Source organism: Nocardia sp. NBC_01388 (assembly GCF_045040085.1).
In the GTDB taxonomy this organism is placed as follows: Bacteria; Actinomycetota; Actinomycetes; order Mycobacteriales; family Mycobacteriaceae; genus Nocardia.
Genome location: NZ_CP109553.1, coordinates 5,168,598 through 5,195,221 on the forward strand (window position 1 = coordinate 5,168,598; position 26,624 = coordinate 5,195,221).

24 protein-coding genes are annotated in these 26,624 nt (G+C 67.1%); 9 read left to right on the forward strand and 15 right to left on the reverse strand.

The window, feature by feature from the left end; genetic code table 11:
* The first annotated feature begins 167 nt into the window (after positions 1–167).
* Positions 168–1,385, forward strand: coding sequence for an FAD-dependent monooxygenase (locus OG716_RS25400; protein ID WP_405133245.1), 1,218 nt, complete (start codon positions 168–170; stop codon positions 1,383–1,385).
* A gap of 61 nt (positions 1,386–1,446) precedes the next feature.
* On the opposite strand, the gene OG716_RS25405 is transcribed toward OG716_RS25400, so the two are convergent.
* Together OG716_RS25405 and OG716_RS25410 are read right to left on the reverse strand one after the other, a co-directional pair.
* Positions 1,447–3,477, reverse strand: a complete 2,031-nt coding sequence (locus tag OG716_RS25405) for an MDR family MFS transporter (RefSeq protein ID WP_405133246.1) — start codon at positions 3,475–3,477, stop codon at positions 1,447–1,449.
* A 59-nt stretch (positions 3,478–3,536) separates the two neighbouring features.
* Positions 3,537–4,226, reverse strand: coding sequence for a TetR/AcrR family transcriptional regulator (locus OG716_RS25410; RefSeq protein WP_405133247.1), 690 nt, complete (start codon positions 4,224–4,226; stop codon positions 3,537–3,539).
* Positions 4,227–4,314: 88 nt separating this feature from the next.
* Between OG716_RS25410 and OG716_RS25415 the strand changes: the two genes are divergently transcribed.
* The 4 genes from OG716_RS25415 (at position 4,315) to OG716_RS25430 (ending at position 7,817) form a co-directional block, all read left to right on the forward strand.
* Positions 4,315–5,301, forward strand: a complete 987-nt coding sequence (locus OG716_RS25415) for an RNA polymerase sigma factor RpoD/SigA (protein ID WP_405133248.1) — start codon at positions 4,315–4,317, stop codon at positions 5,299–5,301.
* Positions 5,302–5,443: 142 nt separating this feature from the next.
* Positions 5,444–6,319 (forward strand): oxidoreductase, encoded by an 876-nt coding sequence (locus tag OG716_RS25420; RefSeq protein ID WP_405133249.1) that lies wholly within the window; start codon positions 5,444–5,446, stop codon positions 6,317–6,319.
* 590 nt (positions 6,320–6,909) lie between these two features.
* On the forward strand, positions 6,910–7,413 hold the full coding sequence (locus tag OG716_RS25425; protein WP_405133250.1) for a transcriptional regulator: 504 nt from the start codon (positions 6,910–6,912) through the stop codon (positions 7,411–7,413).
* Positions 7,410–7,817: a DUF3817 domain-containing protein gene (locus OG716_RS25430; protein ID WP_297623555.1), complete on the forward strand. Its 408-nt coding sequence runs from the start codon at positions 7,410–7,412 to the stop codon at positions 7,815–7,817. The genes OG716_RS25425 and OG716_RS25430 overlap by 4 nt, the downstream gene beginning before the upstream one ends.
* A gap of 76 nt (positions 7,818–7,893) precedes the next feature.
* On the opposite strand, the gene OG716_RS25435 is transcribed toward OG716_RS25430, so the two are convergent.
* From OG716_RS25435 to clpS, 10 genes are all read right to left on the reverse strand, one after another.
* Positions 7,894–8,502: a non-canonical purine NTP pyrophosphatase gene (locus OG716_RS25435; RefSeq protein WP_405133251.1), complete on the reverse strand. Its 609-nt coding sequence runs from the start codon at positions 8,500–8,502 to the stop codon at positions 7,894–7,896.
* Positions 8,502–9,275 carry a ribonuclease PH gene (rph, locus tag OG716_RS25440; protein ID WP_405133252.1) on the reverse strand — a complete coding sequence of 258 codons (774 nt, stop codon included), beginning with the start codon at positions 9,273–9,275 and terminating at the stop codon, positions 8,502–8,504. Before rph ends, OG716_RS25435 begins: the two co-directional genes overlap by 1 nt.
* A gap of 18 nt (positions 9,276–9,293) precedes the next feature.
* Positions 9,294–10,058 carry a cyclic nucleotide-degrading phosphodiesterase gene (locus tag OG716_RS25445; protein WP_355131471.1) on the reverse strand — a complete coding sequence of 255 codons (765 nt, stop codon included), beginning with the start codon at positions 10,056–10,058 and terminating at the stop codon, positions 9,294–9,296.
* Positions 10,059–10,126: 68 nt separating this feature from the next.
* Positions 10,127–10,825 (reverse strand): rhomboid family intramembrane serine protease, encoded by a 699-nt coding sequence (locus OG716_RS25450; RefSeq protein WP_405133253.1) that lies wholly within the window; start codon positions 10,823–10,825, stop codon positions 10,127–10,129.
* Between the two features lie 252 nt (positions 10,826–11,077).
* Positions 11,078–12,040: a cysteine synthase gene (locus OG716_RS25455; RefSeq protein ID WP_355131430.1), complete on the reverse strand. Its 963-nt coding sequence runs from the start codon at positions 12,038–12,040 to the stop codon at positions 11,078–11,080.
* A gap of 2 nt (positions 12,041–12,042) precedes the next feature.
* Complete coding sequence (locus OG716_RS25460; RefSeq protein WP_405133254.1) at positions 12,043–12,321, reverse strand: MoaD/ThiS family protein; 279 nt, start codon at positions 12,319–12,321, stop codon at positions 12,043–12,045.
* A 33-nt stretch (positions 12,322–12,354) separates the two neighbouring features.
* On the reverse strand, positions 12,355–12,765 hold the full coding sequence (locus OG716_RS25465; RefSeq protein ID WP_405139900.1) for a Mov34/MPN/PAD-1 family protein: 411 nt from the start codon (positions 12,763–12,765) through the stop codon (positions 12,355–12,357).
* Positions 12,766–12,981: 216 nt separating this feature from the next.
* A complete protein-coding gene (locus tag OG716_RS25470) occupies positions 12,982–14,043 on the reverse strand; it encodes a P1 family peptidase (RefSeq protein ID WP_405133255.1) in 1,062 nt (353 codons plus the stop codon).
* A gap of 40 nt (positions 14,044–14,083) precedes the next feature.
* Positions 14,084–14,653 (reverse strand): DUF2017 domain-containing protein, encoded by a 570-nt coding sequence (locus tag OG716_RS25475; RefSeq protein WP_405133256.1) that lies wholly within the window; start codon positions 14,651–14,653, stop codon positions 14,084–14,086.
* Between the two features lie 22 nt (positions 14,654–14,675).
* The gene (clpS, locus tag OG716_RS25480) at positions 14,676–14,951 is read right to left on the reverse strand and encodes an ATP-dependent Clp protease adapter ClpS (RefSeq protein ID WP_297623599.1); all 276 of its coding nucleotides are present in this window, start codon (positions 14,949–14,951) and stop codon (positions 14,676–14,678) included.
* Positions 14,952–15,177: 226 nt separating this feature from the next.
* On the opposite strand from clpS, the gene OG716_RS25485 reads away from it, so the two are divergent.
* The 3 genes from OG716_RS25485 to OG716_RS25495 all read left to right on the forward strand — a co-directional run bounded on the left by OG716_RS25485 (position 15,178) and on the right by OG716_RS25495 (position 19,398).
* Positions 15,178–16,524: a nicotinate phosphoribosyltransferase gene (locus OG716_RS25485; protein ID WP_405133257.1), complete on the forward strand. Its 1,347-nt coding sequence runs from the start codon at positions 15,178–15,180 to the stop codon at positions 16,522–16,524.
* Between the two features lie 84 nt (positions 16,525–16,608).
* Positions 16,609–17,178 carry a nicotinamidase gene (locus OG716_RS25490; protein ID WP_405133258.1) on the forward strand — a complete coding sequence of 190 codons (570 nt, stop codon included), beginning with the start codon at positions 16,609–16,611 and terminating at the stop codon, positions 17,176–17,178.
* Between the two features lie 156 nt (positions 17,179–17,334).
* Positions 17,335–19,398: an ATP-dependent DNA helicase gene (locus tag OG716_RS25495; protein WP_405133259.1), complete on the forward strand. Its 2,064-nt coding sequence runs from the start codon at positions 17,335–17,337 to the stop codon at positions 19,396–19,398.
* 163 nt (positions 19,399–19,561) lie between these two features.
* Here OG716_RS25495 and OG716_RS25500 read toward each other — a convergent pair whose 3' ends face one another.
* Together OG716_RS25500 and OG716_RS25505 are read right to left on the reverse strand one after the other, a co-directional pair.
* Positions 19,562–20,101, reverse strand: coding sequence for a DoxX family protein (locus OG716_RS25500; protein ID WP_405133260.1), 540 nt, complete (start codon positions 20,099–20,101; stop codon positions 19,562–19,564).
* Between the two features lie 133 nt (positions 20,102–20,234).
* Positions 20,235–21,593: an NCS2 family permease gene (locus OG716_RS25505; protein ID WP_405133261.1), complete on the reverse strand. Its 1,359-nt coding sequence runs from the start codon at positions 21,591–21,593 to the stop codon at positions 20,235–20,237.
* 271 nt (positions 21,594–21,864) lie between these two features.
* On the opposite strand from OG716_RS25505, the gene OG716_RS25510 reads away from it, so the two are divergent.
* Positions 21,865–23,919 (forward strand): AMP-binding protein, encoded by a 2,055-nt coding sequence (locus OG716_RS25510; RefSeq protein WP_405133262.1) that lies wholly within the window; start codon positions 21,865–21,867, stop codon positions 23,917–23,919.
* On the opposite strand, the gene glgP is transcribed toward OG716_RS25510, so the two are convergent.
* On the reverse strand, positions 23,916–26,483 hold the full coding sequence (glgP, locus tag OG716_RS25515; protein WP_405133263.1) for an alpha-glucan family phosphorylase: 2,568 nt from the start codon (positions 26,481–26,483) through the stop codon (positions 23,916–23,918). The genes OG716_RS25510 and glgP overlap by 4 nt on opposite strands.
* Between the last annotated feature and the right edge of the window lie 141 nt (positions 26,484–26,624).

The window sequence follows — 26,624 nt, forward strand, 5'->3', positions numbered from 1 at the left end:
AGGTGCTGCAACACCACCGCCGAGACCCGGGAATACCTTCCCGATCCGCGCCCGTGCAGGCGAACTCGTACCGAGTTTGGCAACTACAGGATAACTGGGTTCTCCGCACGCGCTCCGATTCGGGGTTATCTCACCCTGCTCTTTCGAAGTCTCAAGGGAGACAACCCATGTCTGAAACAAGCTCGGCTGTCCGTACCGCCCTCGTCATCGGCGGCGGCATCTCCGGACCCGTCACCGCGACCGCACTGCACAAGGCGGGCATCCAGGCCCGCGTCTTCGAGGCCTACCCCGGTCCCGCCTATGGCGTCGGTTCCAACCTCGCACTGGCCCCCAATGGGATGGCCGCCCTGGACGTCATCGGCGCCGGGGATGCGATCCGCGCCGTCGCCGCACCGATCACCGCGCAATCGATGGCCGTCAACAACAAGCATCTGCGGCTGCCCGGCCTGTCCGGGGTGGAGCCGCTGCAACTGGTCGACCGGCCCGATCTGCACATCGCACTGCATGACGTCGCGGTCGCCGCGGGCGTGCAGTTCGAGTACAGCAAGCGCCTGATCGATGTCGAGGAGCATGCCGATGGCATTACCGCGCACTTCGCCGACGGCACCAGCGCCACGGGCGATGTGCTGATCGGCGCGGACGGCATCCGCTCCACCGTGCGCACGCTCATCGACCCGAATGCGCCGGACGCGCAGTACCTTCGAATGCTGGGCTTCGGTGCGTACCTCGAGGGGGGCTCGCTCGACCTCGCGCCGGGGAATATGATCTTCGCCTTCGGCAAGCGGGCCTACTACCTCTATTGGACCATGCCCGACGGCCGCATCGCTTGGGGCGCGAATCTGCCGCACGAGCAGTACCTTTCGCTGAGCGAGGCCCGCACCGTGTCCAATGAGGAATGGCTGCGCATCCTGCGCGAGGTCTACGCCGATGACATCCCCGGCGCCGAACTGGCCCGCAATACCAAGCCGGAGGATCTGGTCGTGGTCGGTGCGCTGCAGATCATGCCGCCGGTACCGCACTGGTACCGCGGGCGCATGGTGCTCACCGGTGATGCCGTGCACGCACCGAGCAATACCTCCGGGCAGGGTGGTTCCATGGCCATCGAGAGCGCGATCGAGCTGGCCCGCTGCCTGCGCGATATCGATGATCCGACAGCGGCTTTCGCCACCTACGAGGCGCTGCGGCGGCCGCGGGTGGAGGGCGTCGCCAATCGGGTGAAGCGAATGAACCACACCAAGGCGGCGGGTCCGGTCACCCGCGCCGTCATGGGTGTGGTCATGCCGATGGCGCTCAAGCGCATGAACCCGGAGAAGACGATGGGCCATGAGCAGCGCTTCCGGATCGATTGGGAGGCGCCGGTGCAGCCGGTCCGCGTCAACGCCTGAGGCCCTGAAACACAGTGCCCCGCTGCGGTTGTCCGCAGCGGGGCACCGGTCGTCCGGTGACTCAGCGAGTCGCGGTCTCCGGGCGGTCTGCCTCGTCGAGCAGTTTGGTGGCAATATTGTCGATGGCCTGATCCATCAGGACGCGGTCCTTAGGATCGCTGAGATCCCAGTCGTCCAACTGACTTTCGATCCAGCGCTTCCAGGCGATCTGCACCCGGTCGATCTCCTGCACGCCGCGATCGGTCAGGGTCAGCACGTCACCGTCACGCTGCAGCAGTCCGTCCTGCTGCGCCTTGGCGTAGGTCGGTTCGATGATTTCCTCCGGCACCCAATGGGTTCGAGCGATGACACCGACAGTCGCCGAACCACGCAGGCGCTGGTACATGCGCACCTGACCGAGTGCCCACGCCTCGTCGCGGGTCAGCGAACTGCCCGCTGCCGCAAGGATTCCCGAATCCGGCACCGCATTGTCGCGCAGCTTCCGCAGCACCGGGGCGATGGCCCGCTCCAGCTGCACCACGCGATCTCCCGAATCCGGGACCGAGAAGCCCTCGCCCACATCGGAAGCGACGCCGCGGGAACTGTCGCGCAGCGGCACCTCCTTCAGAAACCACGCGATCGCGAAGCCCAGCAGTGCGACCGGCACCACCCAGCGGAAGACATAGTCGATGGAGGTGGCGTACGCGTCGATGATCGGCAGGGCCTGCGGCCGCGGCAGGTCGCGCAGCGCCTGCGGATTCTGGGCGACCTCCGGCGGCACCTTCGCCTCCATCAGCGCGGCAGCGAGATTCGGGCCGATCTTGTTCGCGTACAGCGTGCCGAAGATGGTGGTGCCGAACGCACTGCCGATGGTGCGGAAGAAGGTCACCCCGGAGGTGGCGGTGCCCAGATCCGAGTAGGGCACGCTGTTCTGCACCGCGATGGTCAGCACCTGCATGGCCAGGCCGATGCCCAGACCCAGCACCAGCATGTACAGCGACTGCAACCAGAAACTCGTGCTCGCGTTCATGGTGGACATGAGGAACAGGCCGAGCGCCATGATCGCCGTGCCCGCGATGGGAAAGAGCTTGTAGCGCCCGGTCCGGCCGACAATGGTGCCGGAGATGATCGAGGTGGTGAACAACCCGACCACCAGCGGCAGCGTCTGCAGTCCGGAGGCGGTCGCCGACACGCCCTTCACGTACTGCAGGAAGGCGGGCAGATACGTCATCGCACCGAGCATGGCGAAGCCGACGATGAAGCTCAGGATCGAGCAGACGGTGAAGACATTGCTGCGGAACAGCCGCATCGGCAGCATGGGCTCTTCGGCCCTTAGTTCCACCGCGACGAAGGCCGCGAGCGCGATCGCCGAGGCCGCGAACAGGCCGAGGATGGTGGCCGAGCCCCAGGCGTATTCCTGTCCGCCCCACTCCAATCCGAGGATCAGGCAGGTGACGCCGATCGAGATGAGGGCGATGCCGAGGTAGTCGACGATCGGCTTCACCGCATTGCGCACGACCGGAATCGTCCGTGCCGCAACAACAATCATGATGATCGCGATGGGCACGTTCACATAGAAGCACCAGCGCCAGCTCAGGTGGTCGGTGAACAGGCCGCCCAGCGTCGGGCCGATCACCGTGGTCACACCGAAGACCGCGCCCAGCGCACCCTGGTACTGGCCGCGCTCGCGCAGCGGAATCACATCGGCGATCAGGGCCATCGAGGTGACCATGAGCCCGCCCGCGCCCAGGCCCTGCACCGCCCGGGCCGCGATCAGCAGGTCCATACCGTGTGCCATGCCGGCGATGACCGAGCCGAGAATGAAGATGAAGCCGCTGAGCTGGAAGACCAGTTTGCGGCCGAAGAGGTCACCGAATTTTCCGGCCAGCGCGGTGGCGATCGCCTCGGCCACCAGATAGGCGGTGACCACCCACGCCATATGCCCCGCGCCGCCGAGGTCGGCGACGATGGTCGGCAGCGCCGTGGCGACAATGGTGGAATCGAGTGCCGCCATGAGCATCCCGAGCACCACGGTCGCGAAGATGATGTTGATTCGGGCCCGGCTCAAAGGCTGGGGCACGGAGGGGGCAACGGCCGCGCTGGCACCGGTCATCGGCTCAGTATGTGGCGCTCACCAGCGAGTACACAGCAACGACACGGAAAACAGGGCGATCAGTTTGCTCGGACCGCATAACCGCCGAGGGACGGCTCGAGCGTGTCGAAAGCGCCGCCGATACAGCCGGTCAGGGCGGCCGCGATGACATCGTTGGCTTCGCCGTCCACGGTGCGGCGGACGGTCTCCTCGAAGAGGGCGCGGTGTACGCCGCCGAGCAGGGCCGCGGCGATATTCGGGGTGAAATCGCCTGCCGCAGCCCCGGTTTCCTCGGCCAGCGCCAGAGCGAGCAGCCGCTCGCGTTCCTCGTGGAATTCGCGCAGGCGCGCGACCAGGGCCGGGCTGCCGGTGATGAGCCGCGCGAAATCCGGCCCGGAGAACCCGATCAGCGCGGCCTGTGCGGCCACGGCGGCGAGATAGTCCCGGCGCAGTGCGGCCAGCGCCGATTCGCCCGGCCGCCGATCCCGGACCGTGCGCGCGAGACTCGCCACGAACTCATCGTGCACGTCCAGGACCAGGTCTTCCTTGCGCGGGAAGTAATTGGTCACGGTCATTTTGGCGACATCGGCGGCTGCGGCGATATCGGCGATGGTCACCGTGTCGAAGCCGTGCTCGAGGAACAGCAGGGTGGCGGTATTGGAGATGTTCTGCCTGGTCTGCAACTTCTTCCGCTCCCGAAGACCCAGCGGACGATTACCGGCTTCGGTGGTCTGCGCGCTCATGCCCATGAGCATAGCTGATTCCGTCACAAATTCATTGTTGACATATTTTTAGGTCGTTCATATATTTGTCCCCGCCGTCGAGACCGGCGAGTACAAATGAAGGGGACTCCCCGCAATGACCCGCATCGCCATGGCAGCCAGCACCACCCGCCGGAAGGGAGCAACCTCCATGACGCTCACCGTCAGCGACGACGCCATCAAGGACTACCTGCGCCAAATCGGCGGTACCCCCCTGCTGACCGGCACGCATGAGTTCGAGCTCGGCGAGCGCATTGCGGCCGGAGTGGCCGCCCGGCAGCGCCTCGACGAGTCGGACGGCGCGGCAATCGAATTCACCGCCGCGCAGCGGCGTGCGCTGCAGCGGACGGTGGCGGACGGACTGCGGGCCAAGGACCACATGGTGCGCGCCAATCTGCGCCTGGTCGTCTCCATCGCCAAGCGCTACCCCACCCCGACCGGCATGTCACTGCTGGATCTGGTGCAGGAGGGCACGCTGGGGCTGATGCGCGCGGTGGACAAGTTCGATCATCGCCGCGGACTGAAACTTTCGACCTATGCCACCTGGTGGATCCGGCAATCCATCGGGCGGGCACTGACCGATCAGGGCCGCACCATCCGCCTGCCGGCGCATGTGGCCGATGTGATGAACCGGGTCATCCGCACCGAGCGGACGCTGTCACAGCGAATGGGCCGGGATATCAGCACCGAGGAACTGGCCGAGGAACTCGATATGTCCGTGCTGCAGGTCCGGGAGGTGCTCAGCCATGCGCGCGAACCGATTTCGCTGCACACCCCGATCGGCGACAGCGACAATGCCGAGCTCGGCGCGCTCATTGCCGACAATGGCCCGGACCCGTCGGTGACCGTCACCGACGGCGCGCTGCGCGGGCAGCTGGGGGTGGCGCTGTCCGGGCTGCCCGAGCGGGAGGCGCAGGTGATCGCGCTGCGCTACGGTCTGGACGGTTGCGAACCACGGACGCTGGAGGAGGTCGGCCGGATCTTCGGGGTGTCCCGGGAGCGGATTCGGCAGATCGAGGCCAAGGCCATGCAGAAGCTGCGGCAACCGGCGCGCTCGCTGGCGCTCGAGGGGATGCTGGGCTGAGCCGGGTACTGCTGAGCCGGAACCAGGGCGTGGCGGGTCGAGTCGGTCTACCGCCTGAACTTACTCTGGAGTAAGGTCAGGGGAATTTCATCGACGCGTGCGCCGGCGCACGCCGAACGCCGAACCCGTGAGGTCAACAGCCATGGCATGGAAGCCCAGCGAAATCTCGGATCAGTCCGGGCGCACCTTCGTCATCACCGGCGCCAATGGCGGGATCGGCGAGCAGACCACCAGGGTGCTCGCGAGCAAGGGCGCGACCGTCATCATGGCCTGCCGCAATGCCGCCAAGGCGCAGCAGGTGGCCGACCGCATCGAGGGTGATGTGAAGGTCGCGGCGCTGGATCTCGCCAGCCTCGCCTCCATTCGCGAATTCGCCGACAGCACAGGCGAATTCGATGTGCTCATCAATAATGCCGGCCTGATGAACGTGCCGTTCTCGCGCACCGAGGACGGGTTCGAAACCCAGTGGGGCGTCAACCATCTCGGCCACTACGCGCTGACCGGGCTGCTGCTGGACAAGATTCACGACCGGGTCGTCTCCATCGCCTCCATCGCGCACCGGCAGACCCCGAAGCTGTGGGTCGACGACCTCAATTACGAGCACCGGCGCTATCAGCGCAATCTCGCCTACGCGCAGTCCAAGCTGTCGAATCTGATGTTCGGGCGGGAACTGCAGCGGCGACTGACCGCGGCCGATTCGCCCAAGCGGTCCTACACCGTGCACCCGGGCGTCTCGGCCACCGATCTGTTCGCCCGCACCGAAACCCCACTGGACAAGATCTCCAAGCCCTTCGTCCGGCTCATCGGCCAATCCCCCGAGCACGCGGCGTACTCCTCACTTTTCGCGGCGACCGTCCCCGACGCCGACCCCACCGTCTACTGGGGCCCCGCCCGCCTGGGCGGCACCAAGGGCCCGGTCGAGGCGGCCCCCTCCAGCAAGCTGTCCCAGAACCAGGACCTCTGGCGCCGACTGTGGGAAGAGTCCGAGCGCCTAACTGGAGTCACCTACAAGTTCTAGGGCTCGGTTGATCGACGCCCTCGAACGTGACGACGTATTTCGTGCGGGCCGGGTAACTCCTGGGGTACCCCCAAAATAGTCCCGGCTCCCAACCGCACCACGCGTGCACGATCGCCAACGGCTCCCGAGCTGCGCGCTAAAGGTTCGGGGAGCGGGAAGAGTCCGAGCGCCTAACTGGAGTCACCTACAAGTTCCAGGGCTCGGTTGATCGACGCCCTCGAACGTGACGACGTATTTCGTGCGGGCCGGGTAACTCCTGGGGTACCCCCAAAATAGTCCCGGCTCCCAACCGCACCACGCGTGCACGATCGCCAACGGCTCCCGAGCTGTGCGCTGAAGGTTCGGGGAGTGGGAAGAGTCCGAGCGCCTAACTGGAGTCACCTACAAGTTCTAGGGCTCGGTTGATCGACGCCCTCGAACGTGACGACGTATTTCGTGCGGGCCGGGTAACTCCTGGGGTACCCCCAAAATAGTCCCGGCTCCCAACCGCACCACGCGTGCACGATCGCCAACGGCCCCCGAGCTGCGCGCTAAAGGTTCGGGGAGGCGGAACAGCCCGCCTACTACGCAAGACGTAGTAGGCGGGTACCTTGGTTGTCGTGTCCGCTCCTCACCGCCGCCCGGCTCTGATCATCTTCGTGATCGTGGCGTTCGTGGCCTGCCTGGGTCTGGGGTGGTGGCAGTGGGGGCGCTTCGAATCCGGTAGTGGCACGGGGCAGAACCTGGGCTATGCGCTGCAGTGGCCGCTTTTCGCTGGGTTCGTGGTGTGGGCGTACTTCCGGTTCGTGCGACTCGAGCAGGAGGCCCGGGAGGACAGTGCGCCGGAGGCTGCGGCCGATTCCGCACCGGCCGTCGGCGATTCCGCTGCGAGCGCTGCGGAACCCGTCGTCACTCCACGCGCCAGAAGGCCGAAACCGGTTGTGGCGCGCGAGATTCCGGCCGGATTGCTGCCGGAGCGACCGAAGTCGGCGACCAATGACGATCCCCAGGTCGCCGAATACAACAAATACCTGGCCGAACTGCATGCCGGCGACCTCGATCAGCAGATCACGGACGCCGGGCTGCGCAACCATCCTGAAAGGAGCGCCGGGTGACCGCGCGCGACAACTCCGAGGCCCCCGTCGCGACCGGTGAAACCACCCTCGCGCCCCGCCCGCTCGGCGCAGCCGCGCCCGAGAAGATCCGCGGCGCGCTCCTGCGCTACCGCACGCTGGCCTGGATCACCGGCATCTGGCTGCTGGTACTGACCGGTGAGGTCATCTACAAGTACCTGATCCTGGCCGACAGCCACACCGCACCGCACTGGCTGTTCTATGTCGGTCAGATCCACGGCATCTTCTACATGCTGTACCTGGTCTTCACCATCGACCTGGGCATCAAGGCGCGCTGGAAGCCGGTCACCACGGCACTGACCTGCCTGGCCGGCACGATTCCGTTCCTGTCCTTCGTGTTCGAGCACATGCGGACCAAGGAAGTGAAGGCCGCCTTCGGGCTCTGAAGCACCCGCGATGCGCTGAATCACCGCAACGCAAAAGCGCTCCCCTCCGCGGAGGGGAGCGCTTTTTCTGCTGAAATCAGTTGTCCGCCAGGGCCTGCAGCGCCGGAAGCAGCTGCCGCAGGGCGCGGCCGCGGTGCGAGGCGGCGTCCTTCTCGGCCGGGGTGAGCTGGGCCGCGGAGACCGTGCCGCCCTCGGGAACGAACAGCGGGTCATAACCGAAACCGCCGTCGCCCACCGGCTTTCGGGCGATGACGCCGGGCCATTCGCCGCGCACGACCTCTTCCACACCGTCGGCGACGAGCGCACAGGCGGAGACGAAGCCGCCGCCGCGCCGCTCGTCGGGGACATCGCCGAGCTGGGCCAGCAGCAGCGTGTTGTTGGCCTCGTCATTGCCGTGCGTGCCGGACCAGCGGGCCGACAGTACCCCGGGCATACCGTTGAGCGCATCCACCGCGATACCGGAATCATCTGCGACACAGGGCATTCCGGTGGCGGCGAAGCCGTCCCGCGCCTTGGCGAGCGCGTTCTCCTCGAAGGTCGCACCGGTTTCGGGAGCCTCGTCGTACGGCGGCACATCGTTCAGGCCGACGATTTCGATGCCAGCGATACCAGCCTCGTCGAGAATGCGGCGCAATTCGTTCAGCTTCTTGGCATTACGGCTGGCGACCAGCACCCGGCGCGACATCAGGACTTCTTCTTCGCCTCGGACGGCGCGGGGAGCACGCCCGGATACGGCAGCGCGAGCGCTTCCTTCTGCACCACGAACAGCTGCTCACACCCGGCGAGCGCGGAATCGAGCAGCTTGTCGAGGGTGGAGCGCGGGAAGGTGGCGCCTTCGCCGGTGCCCTGGATCTCGACCAGGGTGCCGGTATCGGTGGCCACCACATTCATATCGACCTCGGCGCGCGAATCCTCCTCGTACGGAAGGTCCAGGCGCACCCGGCCGTCGACCACGCCGACGCTCACGGCGGCGATACCGCAGGAGATGGGCTGCGGATCGTTCAGCTTGCCGGCGGCGGCCAGGTAGGTGACGGCGTCCGAGAGCGCCACGTACGCGCCGGTGATGGCGGCGGTGCGGGTGCCGCCGTCGGCCTGCAGCACGTCGCAGTCGAGGGCGATGGTGTTCTCACCGATGGCGGCCAGATCGATGCAGGCGCGCAGCGAACGGCCGATGAGCCGGGAGATCTCCTGGGTGCGACCGCCGACCCGGCCCTTGACCGACTCGCGGCCGGAACGGGTGTGGGTGGCGGCGGGCAGCATGGCGTATTCGGCCGTGAGCCAGCCCAATCCGGAATCGCGACGCCACGGCGGCACCCCATCGGTGACGCTCGCGGTGCACATGACCCGCGTTCCACCGAATTCCACCAGCACCGAACCCGCCGGATGCGAGGTGAAGCCCCGGGTGATCTTTACCTCGCGGAGTTCGTCATCCGCCCTGCCATCGGCTCGTGTAGACACGAGCCACAGCCTAGACGGTCAGATCTCGAAGACTTCGCCGGGAGAAACCGCGTGTACCGGGCCGCTGAAGACCGCCTTCGCCTCGGCGATGACGTCCTCACGGGAGGTCCACGGCGGAATATGGGTGAGCAGCAGTTCACCGACACCGGCCTCGGCGGCGACAATGCCCGCCTCATGGCCCGAAAGGTGAATGCCGGGGGGACGATTCGCCGGGTCGTGGGTCCAGGAGGCCTCGGCGAGCAGCACATCCGCGCCGCGCGCCAGCTCTACGACCTCCGGGCACAGTGCCGTATCGCCGGTATAGACGAAGGTGCGGTCGGGAGCGGTTTTGATGCGCAGACCGTAGGACTCCGGCGGATGGAACATGCGGCGGGCCTCGATCGTATGGCCGTTTCCGAAAGGAATCGGCGCATCGACCGTCCACTGCCGCATATCGATGACATCGGACCAATCGTCGGTATCGCCGCCGATCTCCGCGGACGCATTGCCGATACGCAGCGACGTGTCGGAAGGGCCGTAGACGATGGCCTTCCCCGTCGGCGGGTTCGGGTGGTAGCGCCGCCACACCAGCAGGCCCGGCAAATCCAGGCAATGGTCGGCATGCAGATGGGTCAGGAAGATGTCGACTTCACCGGGATCGAGGTAACGCTGCAGCGCACCCAATACACCCGGGCCGAAATCGATCACGGTGGGAGTCATATCCGGGCCGGTGAGCAAGTATCCCGATGCCGGGGAATCCGGGCCGGACACGCTGCCCGAGCACCCGATCACGGTGAGGCGCATTCCCCCATGCTGCCACGCTGCTGTCTCACTCAAGGAGGGATCCCCCAAATCGCCGGCCGGGTCCACCGTCACCCCGACGACGCGATACGGCCGGCGTTAGCCCCGCGACGATGACGACGTTCATCCGATGAGAGTACCCATCCGGCAACCAGTCCACCCACCGCCCCGAAAAGATGTCCTTGCCAAGAGATTCCGGGGTCTCCGGGCAGCACACCCCACAGAATCGAGCCGTACAGCAACCCCACTACCAGGCCGATGGCGATCTGCACCACATTGCGCGCGAAGACGCCGCGCGAAATCAAATATGTGAGCCAGCCGAATACCAGGACCGAGGCGCCGATGTGGACCGTGTTCGACGGCCCGATCAACCAGGTGCCGCCTTCGCCGATCACCCAGACGATGGCGGTCGCGGCCAGCCCCCGGCCGATACCGGTGAGCAGGGTCAGCAGACCCAGCACCAGCACCGGGACGGTATTGCCGATCAGATGTTCCCAATTGGCATGCAGCACAGGGCCGAAGACAATGCCCTCGAGCCCGTCCGCCGTGCGCGGCTTGACGCCGGCCTGATCGAATTCCTGCCCCGTGGCGGCGTCCACGCCTTCGATTCCGTACAGCAGTGCGGTGAATCCGAGCGTGATCGCAATAGCCCGCTGCCACAGCAGCTTCAACCCACCGGCCGAACGCGGCTCCGACCCCGGATCGGTCAACTGCTTCTGCATCCGACCGATCCGCTCCGGATCGAACGACGCTCCGACACCACCGGTCATCGCCAGTACCTCCTAGACCAACCTCTGCCTCGAGCGTACCGGCGACACCAGCCCCCCGCCCCGACCCGACAGCCGCTCCCGCCCACCGACCGGCAGAGCACTTCACCGAGAGGGCTCTCACGGTGGCGACACGCCGTACACGCCCACTATGAGAGCCCTCTCGATGACTGCATCGTGAGCAGGGGCAGGCGCGACGTCGGGGGCGGAGGGGTACGCCATGGGTGGGGAGCCCGGGTCGGGTGCGGCAGGGGGTCAGGCCCAGAGTTGGCCGTCGAGGCGGTCTTCGGCTTCTTCGAGGGTGCCGTCGTAGGCGCCGGTGGAGAGGTATTTCCAGCCGCCGTCGGCGACTATGAAGGCGATGTCGGCGGATGTGCCTGCCTTCTGGACCTTTTTCGCTACGCCCAGGGCCGCGTGCAGGATGGCGCCGGTGGAGATGCCGGCGAAAATGCCTTCTTCCAGGACCAATTCGCGGGTGCGGCGGACGGCGTCGTAGGGGCCCACCGAGAAGCGGGAGGTCAGGACGGATTCGTCGTAGAGCTCGGGAATGAAGCCCTCGTCGATATTGCGCAGGCCGTAGACCAGTTCGCCGTAGCGGGGTTCGGCGGCGACGATATCGATGCCGGGGACCTTTTCGCGCAGGAAGCGGCCGGTGCCCATCAGGGTGCCGGTGGTGCCCAGGCCCGCGACGAAGTGCGTGATCTCGGGCAGGTCGGCGAGGATTTCCGGGCCGGTGGTCTCGTAGTGGGCGAGCGCGTTGGCCGGATTGCCGTACTGGTAGAGCATCACCCAGTCCGGATTTTCCGCGGCGATCTGCTTGGCCAGCGCGACAGCCTGATTGGAGCCGCCGGCGGCGGGCGAGTCGATGATGCGGGCTCCGAACATGGTCAGCAGCTGGCGGCGCTCGATCGAGGTGTTCTCCGGCATGACGCAGACCAGGTGATAGCCCTTGAGCTTGGCGGCCATGGCCAGGGAGATTCCGGTATTGCCGCTGGTCGGCTCCAAGATCGTGCAGCCCGGGGTCAGCAGCCCGTCGGCCTCGGCCTGCTCGATCATCCGCAGGGCCGGGCGGTCCTTGATCGACCCGGTGGGATTGCGGTCCTCGAGTTTGGCCCACAACCGCACATGGTTGTCGCCGTCCCATTGCGGGGACAGGTTGCGCAGCCCGACCAGCGGGGTATTGCCGAGCGTCGCGATCAGCGACTCGTAGCGGGCCACGGTTAGCGCGCGCCGCCGGCGACCGCCGGCAGGATGGTGACGGTGCCGCCCTCGGGGACCTCGGCCTCCAAGCCACCGGAGAAACGCACATCCTCGTCGTCGACGTAGATGTTCACGTAGCGGTTGAGCTTGCCGTCCTTGAGGAGTCGGTCCTTGAGGCCGGTGTGGTTCGCGTCGAGGTTGTCGATGAGGGCGGCGAGGGTCGCGCCTTCGGCCTGCACCCGCTTCTCACCTCCGGTGAGAGTGCGCATGATGGTCGGGATGGAGACGGTGACCGGCATTGTGGGCTCCTTGCTGTATCCGGCGGAAAGTGTTCAGGCGGTGGTGATCTCGACCGGCTCCTCGGTGACGACGCCGTCGAGGATGCGGTAGCTGCGCAGCTCGTGCTGCTCGGGATCGCGAGTGGAGATCAGCACGTAGTGGGCGTTCGGCTCGGACGCGTAGGAGATATCGGTGCGGCTCGGGTACGCCTCGGTCGCGGTGTGCGAGTGATAGATGACCACGGCTTCCTCGTCGGCATCGCCCATGGCGCGCCAGACTTTCAGCTGTTCACCGGAATCGAAGCGGTAGAAGGTGGGCGAGCGCTCGGCATTGACCATGGGCACGAAGCGCTCGGGGCGGTCGGAGCCTTCGGGACCGGCGATGACGCCGCACGCCTCGTCGGGGTGATCGGCGCGCGCGTGCGCGACCATTGCCTCCACGAGCTCGGCCCTGATCACCAGCACTGTCGAATCCTTCCGCTCACCACCCGACGGACGCCCGCCCGCGGGCAGGCGAATCGCTGTCGTCAACCAGTCAGAATATTCGGCTATTCCCGGCGGCTCGGGTCACACCCCCCGAAGCTCCGGCCGCTCTCCCGCGTGGGATGCCCCCGACAGGATCGGCTAGCGGAACCCCGCCTACCGCAGCTGAGGTCGCCGGCCGCACTGCGGTGCCCGGCCCTACGCGCCGAAGAGGTCTGTGTAGGAAGGAATTCCGGCGACCGAGGTCGCGGAGAGGATGGCGTCGACTATGGCGCGCTCCACACAGACGGCGGCAGCGGTACAGAGCTGATCGAGGATGAGCAGGTCGGCGGGAAAGGCCGGCGGCAGCGGGAAGCCGGGGCCGGGTGCGGCGGTGCCGGTGGCCATCGCGAAGAGCGTGTCACCGTCGAGCGGCGAATGCGCGGGACGAATGGCGCGGGCCAGGCCGTCGTGGGCGGTGGTGGCCATTCGGCGGCAGGCCGAGGGGTCCAGCGCCGCATCGGTGGCGACCACGCCGATGGTGGTATTGAGCACGGTGCCCTTCACCGGGAGCGCGTTCGCGGCGGCCAGGCGGTCGGCGGCGACGGGGCGCAGGCCGAAGTGCTCGGGGCCGTCCGTGCCTGTGCCCCAGGGCAATCCGGTGCGCGGATCGAAAACCGAGCCGACCGGATTGGCGACGATCAGCGCGCCAACCGTGATGCCGGCGGCCGGTCCGTCGGTGAAGCGCACACTCGCGGTACCCACCCCGCCCTTGAGGGATCCGGCCCGCGCACCGGCGCCCGCACCGACCGAGCCGCGCGCGAATTCCGTCTGCGCGGAGTCCGCCGCCAGGAATCCGAAATCGGCGCCGGGCCGAATATGCCAGTCCCCCACCGGAAGATCGAAGATCACCGCGCCCGGCACGATGGGCACCACACGCGAGGGGTCGGCGGGATCCATCGGAATGCCTTCGCCGTGCTCCTCCAGCCAGCGCATGACGCCGTCGGCCGCGGCCAGGCCGTAGGCGCTGCCGCCGGTGAGCAGCACGGCATTCACCTGGCGCACGGTATTACCGGGGTCGAGCAGATCGGTTTCCCGGGTGCCCGGTCCGCCGCCGCGCACATCCACCGAGGCGGTGGCCCCGCCCGGCACGCGCAGCACGGTGCAGCCGGTGGCCGCGCCGGATCCGAGGGTCGCGTCCGGGTCGATCGAGTGCTGGTGTCCGACCAGCACGCCCGGCACATCGGTGATCGAATTCTGTGGTCCCGCAGCACTGTTCACGGACTTCACCTCCGAGCCGACGGTGTCCCGAGCCGGACGGCTAGGGCATGAGCGCTTGCAGCAGCGAGTCCTGCATCCAGGTCAGCCAGTGGTAGACGTCGAGGCTGGGGGCGCGCGGATCGTCCTGGTCCAGATGTTCGGGCGTGTCGGCGTCGATATCGAGCGCGGTGCCCAGCGCGAGGCGGACGTCATTGAGCGCATTGAGCCAGCAGTCGGCCTGCTCGGGGGTGAGGATGATCTTGCCGCCCTGCGGCGGGAGGGTCTCCAGGATGACCAGCCCGGCGGCGACCTTGGTTTCGATGATGCCCGGTTCGTGCAGGCTGCGCAGCGCGGAATTGAGACCGGCGCGCTCGGCATCGGGCGAACCCGGTTCACTGCGATGGAAGTCGGGCAGCAGCCGGGCCAATCGGGGATCGTCCGGCGGGGTGGTGTTGCCCAGCTGTAACCCGGTGAGGGCGGCCAGTTCATCCTCGGGGGCCGAACGGGCTCGGTCGGTCAGCAGCCCGGTCACCGCGCCCACCAGCGAGCGCAGTACCTCCGCCTCGTGGGCGTCCATTTCCGACCGGAGTTTCAACCCGCTCAGGGAGTTCTTCCTGCTCCACTTCCGCACCGGGCTACCGTAGCTGCCCGGGTCACTGGTCACGCTGCATGGTCGCCCATAGTCCGGCGGCGTGCAGACGCTGCACGTCGTGCTCCATCTTGTCGCGCGAGCCCGAGGAGACGGCGGCCTTGCCCTCATTGTGGACCTGGAGCATGAGCTCGTTTGCCTTGCCTTTGCTGTAGCCGAACAGCTTCTGGAAGATGTACGCCACGTAGTGCATGAGGTTGACCGGATCGTCCCACACGACGGTGACCCACGGCCGATCCTCGGCTTCCAGAATTTCGGTGTATTCGACGGCCTCTGGCATCGCCTGCGAGGCTCCGGCAATCACGTGCGGCGCCGCCACAGGCACCGGTGCCGCCGACACTGTCCTGTTCGCGCCTGCCGGACCGGCGGCAATCCGGACAGCGTCTTCTGTGCACAGACCCATAACGTCCAGGGTACGACTCGAGTGCAGAGAAACAACAGCCCACACGACACGCCCAGCGCAGACGTCAGCTCGGCCGACGTGTCGGAGAACGGGCGGCAACGGGATGACCGGTCGGCCTGTGCCTACAGTGGTGGTCGTGACGATCGCCGACGGCAGTACCAGCACCGCGTTGCTGACCGACCAGTACGAGCTGACCATGCTCGCCGCGGCACTGGCCGACGGCTCCGCGCACCGGCGCTCCACCTTCGAGGTATTCGCGCGGCGGCTGCCGCACGGCCGCCGGTACGGGGTGGTCGCGGGCACCGGGCGCCTGCTGGCGGCGCTGGCCGAATTCCGTTTCGGCGAGCCGGAACTCGCGATCGTGGCGAAATTCCTGGACCCGGCCGCGGTGGACTGGCTGCGCGACTACCGCTTCAGCGGCGATATCGACGGCTACCGCGAGGGCGAGCTCTACTTTCCGGGCTCCCCCATTCTCACTGTGCGCGGCACCTTCGCCGAATGTGTGCTGCTGGAGACGCTGGCCCTATCGATCTACAACCACGACAGCGCCATCGCCGCGGCCGCCGCCCGCATGGTGAGCGCCGCCGGTGGCCGCCGCATGATCGAAATGGGTTCGCGCCGAACGCATGAGCTGGCCGCCCCGGCCGCCTCGCGGGCGGCGTACCTGGCCGGGCTGGATGCCACCTCCAATCTGGAGGCGGTGCGCAGCTTCGGCGTCCCGGGGTCGGGCACCAGTGCGCACGCATTCACCTTGCTGCACAGCGGATCCGACGGTGAGCACGAGGCCGCGGCCTTCCGCAGCCAGATCGCGACGCTGGGTATCGGCACCACGCTGCTGGTCGACACCTTCGATATCGCGCGCGGCGTGAACACCGCCATCGAGGTCGCGGGACCCGAATTGGGCGGCGTCCGAATCGATTCCGGCGATCTGGGCGTGATGGCGCGCCAGGTGCGCGAGCAGTTGGACGCGCTCGGCGCGGTGCGCACCAAGATCGTGGTGTCCGGGGATCTGGACGAATACGCCATCGCCGCGCTGCGCGCCGAACCGGTGGACGTGTACGGCGTCGGGACCGCGCTGGTCACCGGATCCGGTGCGCCCACCGCGGGCATGGTCTACAAACTGGTCGAGGTCGACGGTGTTCCGGTGGCGAAACGCAGCTCGCACAAGGAATCTCGCGGCGGTACCAAGCGGGCGGTGCGGCTGGTGCGGCGCACCGGGACGCTGGTCGAGGAAATCGTGTACCCGGATTCCGGGCAGCGGCCCGAACCCAATGGCTACGAGGTCCGCGATCTGCAGACGCCCCTGGTCCGCAAGGGCGAGGTGGTCCCGGACCTGCCGAGCTTGCAGGACAGCCGCGGACTGGTGGCGCGGGGACTGATCAGCCTGCCGTGGGAGGGCCTGAAGCTCTCGGCCGGGGAACCGGCGATTCCGACGACGTTTCTCACATAGCCGCCCGGTCCCCTCACATAGCCGCGCGGTCCCGGGGCGCGGCACAATGCACGAGGTAAGGAACCGTTCCCCCGGGAGGTCGCTATGAGCCGAGCACTGATCGTCGTGGATGTACAGAACGATTTCTGCGAGGGCGGGTCGCTGGCCGTCGCCGGCGGGGCAGCGGTCGCCGAGCGGATTACCGAATACCTCGGCGTGTCCGATTACACCGCGGTGGTGGCCACCCGGGACTTCCACATCGATCCGGGCGCGCACTTCTCCGAACAGCCCGATTACGTCGACTCCTGGCCGCCGCACTGCCGGGTCGGCACGCCCGGCGCGGATTTCCACCCGGCGCTCGACACCGCTCCCATCGAGGAGATCTTCTCCAAGGGCGCGTACACCGCCGCCTACTCCGGCTTCGAGGGCACCGCCTCCGACGGCTCGACCTCCCTCGCGGACTGGCTCCGCGACCGTTCCATCGACGCCGTCGACGTCTGCGGCATAGCCACCGACCACTGCGTCCGCGCCACCGCCCTCGATGCCCGCGCCGAGGGCTTCACCACCCGAGTCCTCCTCGGCCTCACCGCCCCCGTCTCCCCCGCCACCCTGCAAACCGCCCTCGACAAACTCCGCGCCTCGGGCGTCGAGCTCGCGGGGACAGTCGAAAACTGACACACCCGCCCTGAGTTCGCGACCCGCCCCGTTCTGGACTGAGCGCAGCGGAGGAGCGGAAGGAGGGAAGAACGGGGTAACAGGGCCGCGAACCCGCCGCAGCGAAGCGGAGGCAAAAAATACAGCTTGTCGGCCGGGAGCAGTAACCTGGCCGTCGTGCCCGAACTCCCTCCCGTCCCGAAGCTATTGGCCACCGCTGTCCAGGCGCTGGGGGGTAAGGAGCGCAAGGGGCAGCAGACTATGGCCGCGGCGGTGGCGCATGCCATTGATACCGGGGAGCATCTGGCGGTGCAGGCGGGGACCGGGACGGGGAAATCGCTGGCGTATCTGGTGCCGAGTTTGCGGCATGCGGTGCGGACGGGACGGACCGTTGTGGTGTCGACGGCGACGATCGCTCTGCAGCGGCAGCTGGTGGATCGGGATCTGCCGCGGTTGAGTGGGGCGCTGGCGGAGCAGCTGGGGCGGGTGGCGCAGTTCGCGATTCTCAAGGGGCGCAATAACTATCTGTGCTTGAACAAGATCAATAGTGCGATTCCGGACGAGCCCGGTGAGGCGGAGCTGTTCGACGCGTTCGCCATCTCGCGACTGGGCCGCGAGGTGCAGCGGCTGCACGAGTGGGTGTCCGATACCGAGACCGGGGATCGGGACGAGCTCACGCCGGGCGTGAGTGATCGGGCCTGGCGGCAGGTGAGCGTGAGCTCGCGTGAGTGCCTGGGTAAGTCGCGGTGCCAGTTCGGGCAGGACTGCTTTGCCGAGAAGGCGCGCGCGGAATCGGGTGCGGCCGATGTGATCGTCACCAATCACGCACTGCTGGCCATCGATGCCATCAGCGGCATCCAGGTACTGCCCGAACACGATGTGGTGGTGATCGACGAGGCGCACGAACTGGTCGACCGGGTCACCGGGGTGGCCACGGCGGAGTTGTCCACCGGATCGATCAGCGCGGCCGCCAAACGCTGCAACAAACTCATCGACGAGCAGGAGGTGGATCGCCTCGAGGGTGCGGCCGAGGCCTGGCACACCCTCCTGGACGAGCTCAACCCCGGACGCTGGGACCGCATGCCCGACGGCGCGGCCTCGGTGCTGGCGCTCATTCGCGATGCCGCCTGGAATGCCCGCACCGCGCTCGCGCCTACGGGTTCCACCAATCCACAGGCCGATCCCGAATCCGCGGCCGCCCGCAATCAAGCCCTCGCCGCCATCGAGGAAATCCACGACGCGGCGGTGCGCGTGCTCACCACCTACGAGGAGCCGGACCCGTCCGCGCATCGCGATGTCATCTGGCTGGCCAGCGATGAGGTGCGCGGCGTCCCGCGCCGCACCCTGCACATGGCCCCGCTCTCGGTGGGCGGCCTGCTGCGCAGCCGCCTGTTCGGTACCGCCACAGTCGTTCTGACCTCGGCCACACTGCAGATCGGCGGCTCCTTCGACAATCTGGCCGTCACCTGGGGCTTACCGCCCAAGTCCGCCGCCAAGGTGGATCCGGCGCTGGCCAGCGGCGTCGAGGCCCCGTCCGATGCCGCTGCGCTGCACTGGAATTCGGTCGACGTGGGCTCCCCCTTCGACCATGCCAAATCCGGAATCCTGTACGTGGCCAAGCATCTTCCCGCACCGGGCCGCGACGGCCTGCCGACCGCGTACCTGGACGAGATCGAGCGCCTCATCACCGCGGCCGGCGGCCGCACCCTCGGCCTGTTCTCCTCCATGCGAGCGGCCAAGGCCGCCACCGAGATTCTGCGCGAGCGACTCGATACCCCGGTGCTGTGCCAGGGCGACGATGCCACCGGCGCACTGGTCAAGAAGTTCGCCGAGGACCCGGAAACCTCACTCTTCGGCACGCTTTCGCTGTGGCAGGGCGTGGACGTGCCGGGCCCGTCGCTGAGCCTGGTTATCCTGGACCGGATTCCGTTCCCGCGCCCGGACGATCCGCTGCTGGTGGCGCGGCAGCGCGCGGTGGAATCGCGGGGCGGCAACGGTTTTCTGTCGATCGCGGCCAATCATGCGGCATTGTTACTGGCGCAGGGCACCGGCCGCCTGCTGCGCAGTGTGGACGATCGCGGCGTCATCGCTATTCTGGATTCACGTCTCGCGACCGCCCGCTATGGCGGATATCTTCGAGCGTCGTTGCCGCCGTATTGGGAAACGTCCGATCCGCAAGTGGTGACAAAGGCTTTGGAGCGCCTTACCAAATCTCCTGAGCTAAACAAAACACCCGTGTGAAAACGATCACACGAGTGGTGTGTACTTCCGAATAGAAGTAAATTGGCCTGCGATACCCCGGTGTACCCCCAATTCCCACATCGGAAGTATCGGTGTCCCCGCGCCAAGCCCTGCACGCGGCGCGGGGACCATAGACTTCTTATTACAGTGCGTACTTCGGGATTTACTTCGCGATCAGCGTGATGAGCGCGGCCACCACACCCAGCAGCACCGCACCCGCGGCCCAGGTGAATCCCTTACGCGCCCAAGGCCGCCCGGCATCCAGCGCGAACCGCCCCGGCCCGGCGAAGGCCAGTGCCACCGCCGCGACCGCGTAGAGCAGCGCCGACTCGTAGGCCGCGAACCCGCCGTGCCACGTCGCATTGATCGCATTCAGCATGGTGCCCAGCACAATTGCGGCCGCCAGCGGCGTCAGCAGGCCGAGTGCCAGCAGCGCGCCGCCGGTCACCTCGCTCAGGCCCGCGAGCGTGGCGAAGAATTTGCCCGGGTCGTAGCCCATTCCCTCGAAGGCTCCGGCGGTCGCGTCCAGGCCGTAGCCGCTGAACCAGCCGAACAGTTTCTGGGTACCGTGCACCACGAGCAGCGCACCGAAGCCCACCCGCGCCACCAGCAGGCCGATATCGGAGGCACTGGCGTCCAGGCCCTTCCGTGTGGCCACACCGGAAGTGCGTGTACCGGCGGCGTTTTCGTCGACAGTCGTCATTGCTTTCCCATTCCTCATCGGTCTACCTGCGGTCGTCTACAAACGGACCGTGGTCCGCATAGCTGCACAGTGGGACTCAACCGAGCCGTGCGGCAGGCTATTCCGCTGCCGGGAAGGAAACGTGTGACCTGGACTACTTCGCGAGGAACCAGAAGTAGGAGGCGAACACGACCATCAGCACCCACATCACCGGATGCACTTCGCGCCCGCGGCGCTTGGCGACCATGACGATCGGATAGAAGAGCAGACCCATGGCGATGCCGTTCGCGATGGAGTAGGTCAGCGGCATCATGATCACGGTGATGAAGGCCGGGACCGCGTATTCCAAACGGCTCCAGTCGATATCGCCGAGGGCGCGGGACATGAGCACGCCGACCACGATGAGCGCCGGGGCGGTTACCGCGGGCACATCCGCGACCACCGCGAAGAGCGGGAAGAAGAACATGGCCAGCAGGAACCAGCCGGCCGTGGAGACCGCGGTCAGACCGGTGCGCCCGCCCGCCGAGACACCGGCCGTGGATTCGACGTACGCGGTGGTGGTGGAGGTGCCGATGATCGCGCCCGCCGCGGTGCCGACCGAATCGGCCGCAAGGGCCTGTCCGGCGCGCTCGAGCTTGCCCTCCTTGGTGAGCAGCCCCGCCTGATTCGCGACGCCGATCAAAGTGCCCGAGGCATCGAAGAAGTCGACGAAAAGCATGGTGAGCACCACGATGATCATCTGCCCGGTGAACGCGTCGGGCAGGTGAATGACGGCCTGGCCGAAGGTCTTGTCGAGCCCGTGCGGCAGCTCGGCCACCGAATTCGGCAGCTCTACCAGTCCGGTGACAATGCCCAGGATCGTGGTCGAGAGGATGCCGTACAGCACCGCACCGTGCCAGCCCAGCACCAGGAACACGACCGTCACCAGCAGGCCGAACAACGCCAGCAGCGTGGTGCCCTTGTGGAAGTTGCCCAGGTGCACCAGGGTCGCGTCACTGGCGACCACGATGCCCGCGTTCTTCAGCCCGAGGAATGCCACGAACATGCCGATGCCGGCGCCGACCGCCAGTTTCATCTGCATGGGGATGGCGTCGATGATCTTCTCGCGCACCTTGGTGATGGCCAGAACGAAGAAGATGATGCCGGAGAGCAAGGTGCCCGAAAGCGCTTCCTGCCACGGGATTCCCATATTGAGGATGACCGTGTACGCGAAGAAGGCATTGAGCCCCATACCGGGCGCGAGCGCCACCGGATACTTGGCCCAGATGCCCATCACCAGCGTGCCGACCACCGCCGCGACGGCGGTCGCTGTGAATACCGCCTGCGTCGGCATGCCCTTGGCGCCCAGCACGCCGTGGTCGCCCAGGATCGCCGGATTGACGGCCAGCACATAGGACATGGCGAGGAACGTGATCGTTCCGGCCATGAGCTCGCGCTTGACGGTCGACCCGTGATCGCTGATGCCGAAGTACTCGTCGACGCGCCCCTTGGTGCGCGTGAGGACGGTGCTCATGGGTGTGATGTCTCCAGTCGGCCAGGAGGTCAGAAGGGTGCCCCGAGGACCGTACTTGTCCTGTTCGCCGGAACTTTACTCGGCCCGGCGAATCGTGAGCAATCGCACCTGCCTCATGCTTGTTTTTCCAGCACTTCCAGCGCAATTGCTGGGCAAATAAACTTATTACCCACCGGTATTTCGAAAACCTTGCGGGTTTACTGTCTCAGACGTTACAAATACGTCATCCGGGGGCGGACGGCAAGTACCGGCAGATGAGAATTGCAAACGTGTGGTTACCGATGTCATCGATGTGATCGCGGAGTTCGCGATCAGTCGCAAAGCGATCTGGGATGTGCTCGTCGAGCCACAGTCCTACCCCCGGCTCTTCCGCGGTATCGGCGCGTGCGAACAACGTGATGCCGCCGACCGGAACCCCACCCTGACGCTGCGGGTGGGCGGCGCCGGAATCGAAATCCGCACCCTGCTGGTGCAGGTGCGCATCGGCCGCGAATACGAGAACCTCGAACTGCACTGCCCGGACTCCGGCAGCTTCGCCGCGGTGCGCCTGCGCGAGGTCGGCCCGAACACGCGGATCTCGGTCACGTATTTCAAAGCCGCACTGGTACATCCGCTGGTGGCGCAGCTGCCCAACTCGGCGGCCGCGGCCTGGACGCAGGCGGGGCTCAAACGGGTCGCCGATCTGGTGACGGGCGCGCCGACCGCGACGATCATCAATGGCGAAGACTCACCCATGAAGCTGCAGGCGAGCGTCGCCCGGCAGATGGTCGCCTCCGGCGTGGTACGCACCTATCGCCCCGATGTAGGTCTGAAACAGCTTGGCAGCCTCGCCAAATGGGGGTTCAGCCTGGCCGGCGGTTATGCGGCCGCGGCCGCGCACTCACCGCAGCGGGCGGCCGTCATCGACGACCGCTACTGCACCACCTTCGACCAATTGCACTCGCGCAGTAACGCATTGGCCGGGGCCATGACCATGCTCGGGTTCGGCAACCGGGCCTCGATCGGACTGCTCTGCCGCAATCACACCGGCATGGTCGAATGCATGGTGGCGGCCGGTAAGGCGGGCACGGACGCGGTGCTGCTCAATACCGGTCTGCCCGCACGGCAGATCGAGGAGATCGTGCAGCGGCACGGACTGTCGGCGCTGTTCGTGGACAGCGAATTCGAGGATCTGGTGCGGTATCTGCCGGCCGATCTGCCGCGTTTCAGCACCGGCGAGCGGCCGCCGGAACCCGGGCGCACCACGATCGAGGATCTCATCGCCATGCGTGAGATCGCCGCGAAGAAACCGGCGCGGCCGGGACATCTGATCGTGCTCACCTCCGGGACCAGCGGCACGCCCAAGGGTGCGCGGCGCCCGCATCCCAAGGGTTTCGGGACGGTGGCGGCGCTGCTGTCGCGAATCCCGTTCGGCGTCAACGAGACCCTGATGATCCCCTCGCCGCTGTTCCACACCTGGGGGCTGGCGGCGCTGCAGATCTCCACCGCGATTCGCGCGACCATCGTGCTCAATGATCGATTCGACGCCGAGGACTGTCTGCGGCGGATCGCCGAGCACAGGGTGACCGCGCTGATCGTGGTGCCCGTGATGGTGAACCGCATTCTCGATCTGCCCGAGCACGTGCGGGCGCGCTACGACCTGTCCAGCCTGAAAATCGTCGCCAGTTGCGGTGCGCCGCTGGCCGGGGCGACCGTACTGCAGTTCCTGGACACCTTCGGCGACATCCTCTACAACGTGTACGGATCCACCGAGGTGTCCTGGGCCAGCATTGCCGATCCGGCGGATCTGCGCCTCTCGCCCACCACCGCGGGCCGTCCGCCGCTGGGCACCAAAATCGCTGTGCTGGGCCAGGATCGGCGCATTCTGCCGGTCGGGGCCACCGGGCGGGTCTTCGTCGGCAATCACATGCTGTTCGACGGATACACCGATGCCACCCCGCCGGAGGAGTCCAACGGCATGCTCGACACCGGGGATATCGGCTACCTCGACGCCTCCGGGAAGCTGTTCCTGGCGGGCCGGGACGACGAGATGATCATCTCCGGCGGCGAGAACGTCTTCCCGCGTTCGGTCGAAGAGGCGCTCTCACATCTGCCGCAGGTGAGCGAGGTCGCCGTGGTCGGCGTGCCCGATCGCGAATTCGGCCAGCGCCTGGCGGCTTTCGTGGTCAAACGGCCCGGATCCGGACTGGACTCGGAGATGATCCGCAACTACATCCGGCACCGGGTGAGCCGGTTCTCGGTGCCCCGCGATGTGACCTTCCTGGACGCACTGCCCCGCAATGCCACCGGCAAGATCCTGAAACGCACACTGGGACAGGCGACCTAGGGACTGGGCGTGGCCACCAGCCCGAACTCCGCCTCCGAGGCCAGCAGCGGATGACTGGGCAGGATGCGGATGGTGTAGCCGACCGCGCCGGAGAGCGGAACGGGGGCCTCGACGGTGAAAAGTTCTGTGCCGGAATCCGTTCCGGCGTAGGTCATGGGAATGTTGTGGATATCGGTCAGGTCGTCGGTCGGTGAGACGCGTCCCAGGACCGCCTGAACGGTGACGTCCGACGGGGTCAGCCCGCCCAGATCGATGCGGGCGCGCAGCGCGAGATTCGCGCCGATGACCGGGATATCCGGCAGACCCGAGCTGTCCACCTGCACGACTCTGACTGCCGGCCAGGCGGATTCGACGCGTCGGCGATATTCGGCGAGCTCCCGGGCGCCCTTGAAATCGTCCTGCGCCACCGCCGCGTACGCCGCGGCGGCGGGCGCGTAGTAGCCGACGGCGTAGTCGCGGACCATGCGGGAGGCCAGCACCCGGGGGCCGAGGGTCTGCAGGGTGTGGCGGACCATCTCCATCCAGCGCACGGGCAGATCATCGTGATCGCGGTCGTAGAAGCGCGGCAGCACAGCACGTTCCAGCAGTTCGTACAGTGCCGAGGCTTCCAGATCGTCGCGGCGGTGATCGTCTCGCACGCCGTCGGCGGTGGGAATGGCCCAGCCGTTCTCACCGTCGTACATCTCATCCCACCAGCCGTCGCGGATGGAGAGATTGAGGCCGCCGTTGAGGGCCGACTTCATACCGGACGTACCGCAGGCCTCGAGCGGCCGCAGTGGATTGTTCAGCCACACATCGCAACCCCAGTAGAGGCAGCGGGCCATGGACATGTCGTAGTTGGGCAGGAAGACGATGCGATGGCGCACCTCCGGATCGTCGGCGAAGCGCACCACCTGCTGGATGAGCGCCTTGCCGCCGTCGTCGGCCGGATGGGATTTCCCCGCGACCACCAGCTGCACCGGGCGCTCCGGATCCAGCAGCAGCGCACGCAGTCTTTCCGGATCGCGCAGCATGAGGGTGAGCCGCTTGTAGGTGGGCACGCGGCGCGCGAAGCCGACCGTCAGCACCTTCGGATCGAAAACCTGGTCTATCCAGCCGAGTTCGGCCGGGGCCGCACCGCGCTCCAGCCAGGAGGCGTGCACCCGGCGGCGCACCTCGTCGACCAGGATGCCGCGCAGATCGTTTCGGGTGGACCACAGTTCGCGCAGATCCACATCGCTGAGCCGCTCCCAGCCGCGCGCCTCCTCCACCAGCTCGTCGCCGATGAGCTCGCGGCCCTTGTCGATCCATTCGCGCGCGGCCCAGGTGGGGGCGTGCACACCGTTGGTCACCGAGCCGATCGGCACCTCCGAGGTGTCGAAGCCGGGCCACAGCGGCGCGAACATGGCGCGGCTGACCTCACCGTGCAGTTTCGATACGCCGTTGGCGCGCTGGGCGAGTCGCAGGCCCAGGTGCGCCATATTGAACACCGAGGGGTCGGCCTCGCGGCCCATGGCGAGAATGCGATCCACCGAAACACCCGGCAGCACAGGGGATTCCCGTTCACCGTGGGCACCGCCGAAGTAGCGGCGAACCAGGGCGCTCGCGAAGCGGTCGATGCCCGCCGGGACCGGGGTGTGCGTGGTGAAGACGGTCCCCGCGCGCACCGCGGTCAGTGCGGCATCGAAATCCATTCCGGCGGCCATGAATTCGCGGATCCGCTCGACACCGAGGAAGCCCGCGTGACCCTCGTTCATATGGAACACGTCAGGATCGGGGAGGCCGTGTGCGCGGGTATAGGCGCGCACCGCCCGCACACCGCCGATACCGGCGAGAATCTCCTGTTTGATGCGGTGGTCCTGGTCCCCGCCGTACAGCCGGTCGGTGACCGCGCGCAGCTCCGGATCGTTCTCGGCGATATCGGAATCCAAGAGCAGCAGCGGAATCCGGCCCACCTGCGCGATCCAGACCCGTGCCCGCAGCACCCGCCCCTCGGGCATGGCCACGTGCAGCAGCACCGGCACCCCGCCGTCGGTGAGCAGCCGCAACGGCAGTCCCTGCGGATCGAGTGCCGGATAGTGCTCGGCCTGCCAGCCGTCGGCGGTCAGCGACTGCCGGAAATAGCCGGAGCGATACAGCAATCCGACACCGATGAGCGGCAGCCCGAGATCGGAGGCCGCCTTGAGATGATCACCCGCCAGAATCCCGAGCCCGCCAGAATAATTCGGCAGCACCTCGGTGACGCCGAACTCCATGGAGAAGTACGCGATCCCCTTCGGCCCCTGCTCCTGCCGCTGGAACCAGCGCGGGCGGGCCAGATAGTCACGCAGATCAGCCGCGGCGGCATCAACCCGCCGGGTGTACGCCTCATCCCCCGCCAGCTCGTCCAGCCGCTCGGCCGGCACCTCCCCCAGCATCCGCACCGGATCCCGCCCGACCTCGACCCACAGCGCATGGTCCAGCTCCGCGAACACATCCTGGGTCGCCGCATCCCAGGACCAGCGCAAATTTGTCGCCAGCTCGGTCAGAGCCGACAACCGCTCGGGCAGATGAGCGCGGACGGTGAAACGACGCAATGCCTTCACTGGGTTTATTTTGCCCTCCGCTTCGCTCCGGGCGGTTCGCGGCCCCTGATGTCTCGTTCTTCCCTCCCTCCGCTCCTCCGCTTCGCTCCCCCGCTCCACTCAGTCCAGAACGAGACGGGCCGCGAACTTTGGGCGGGTGTC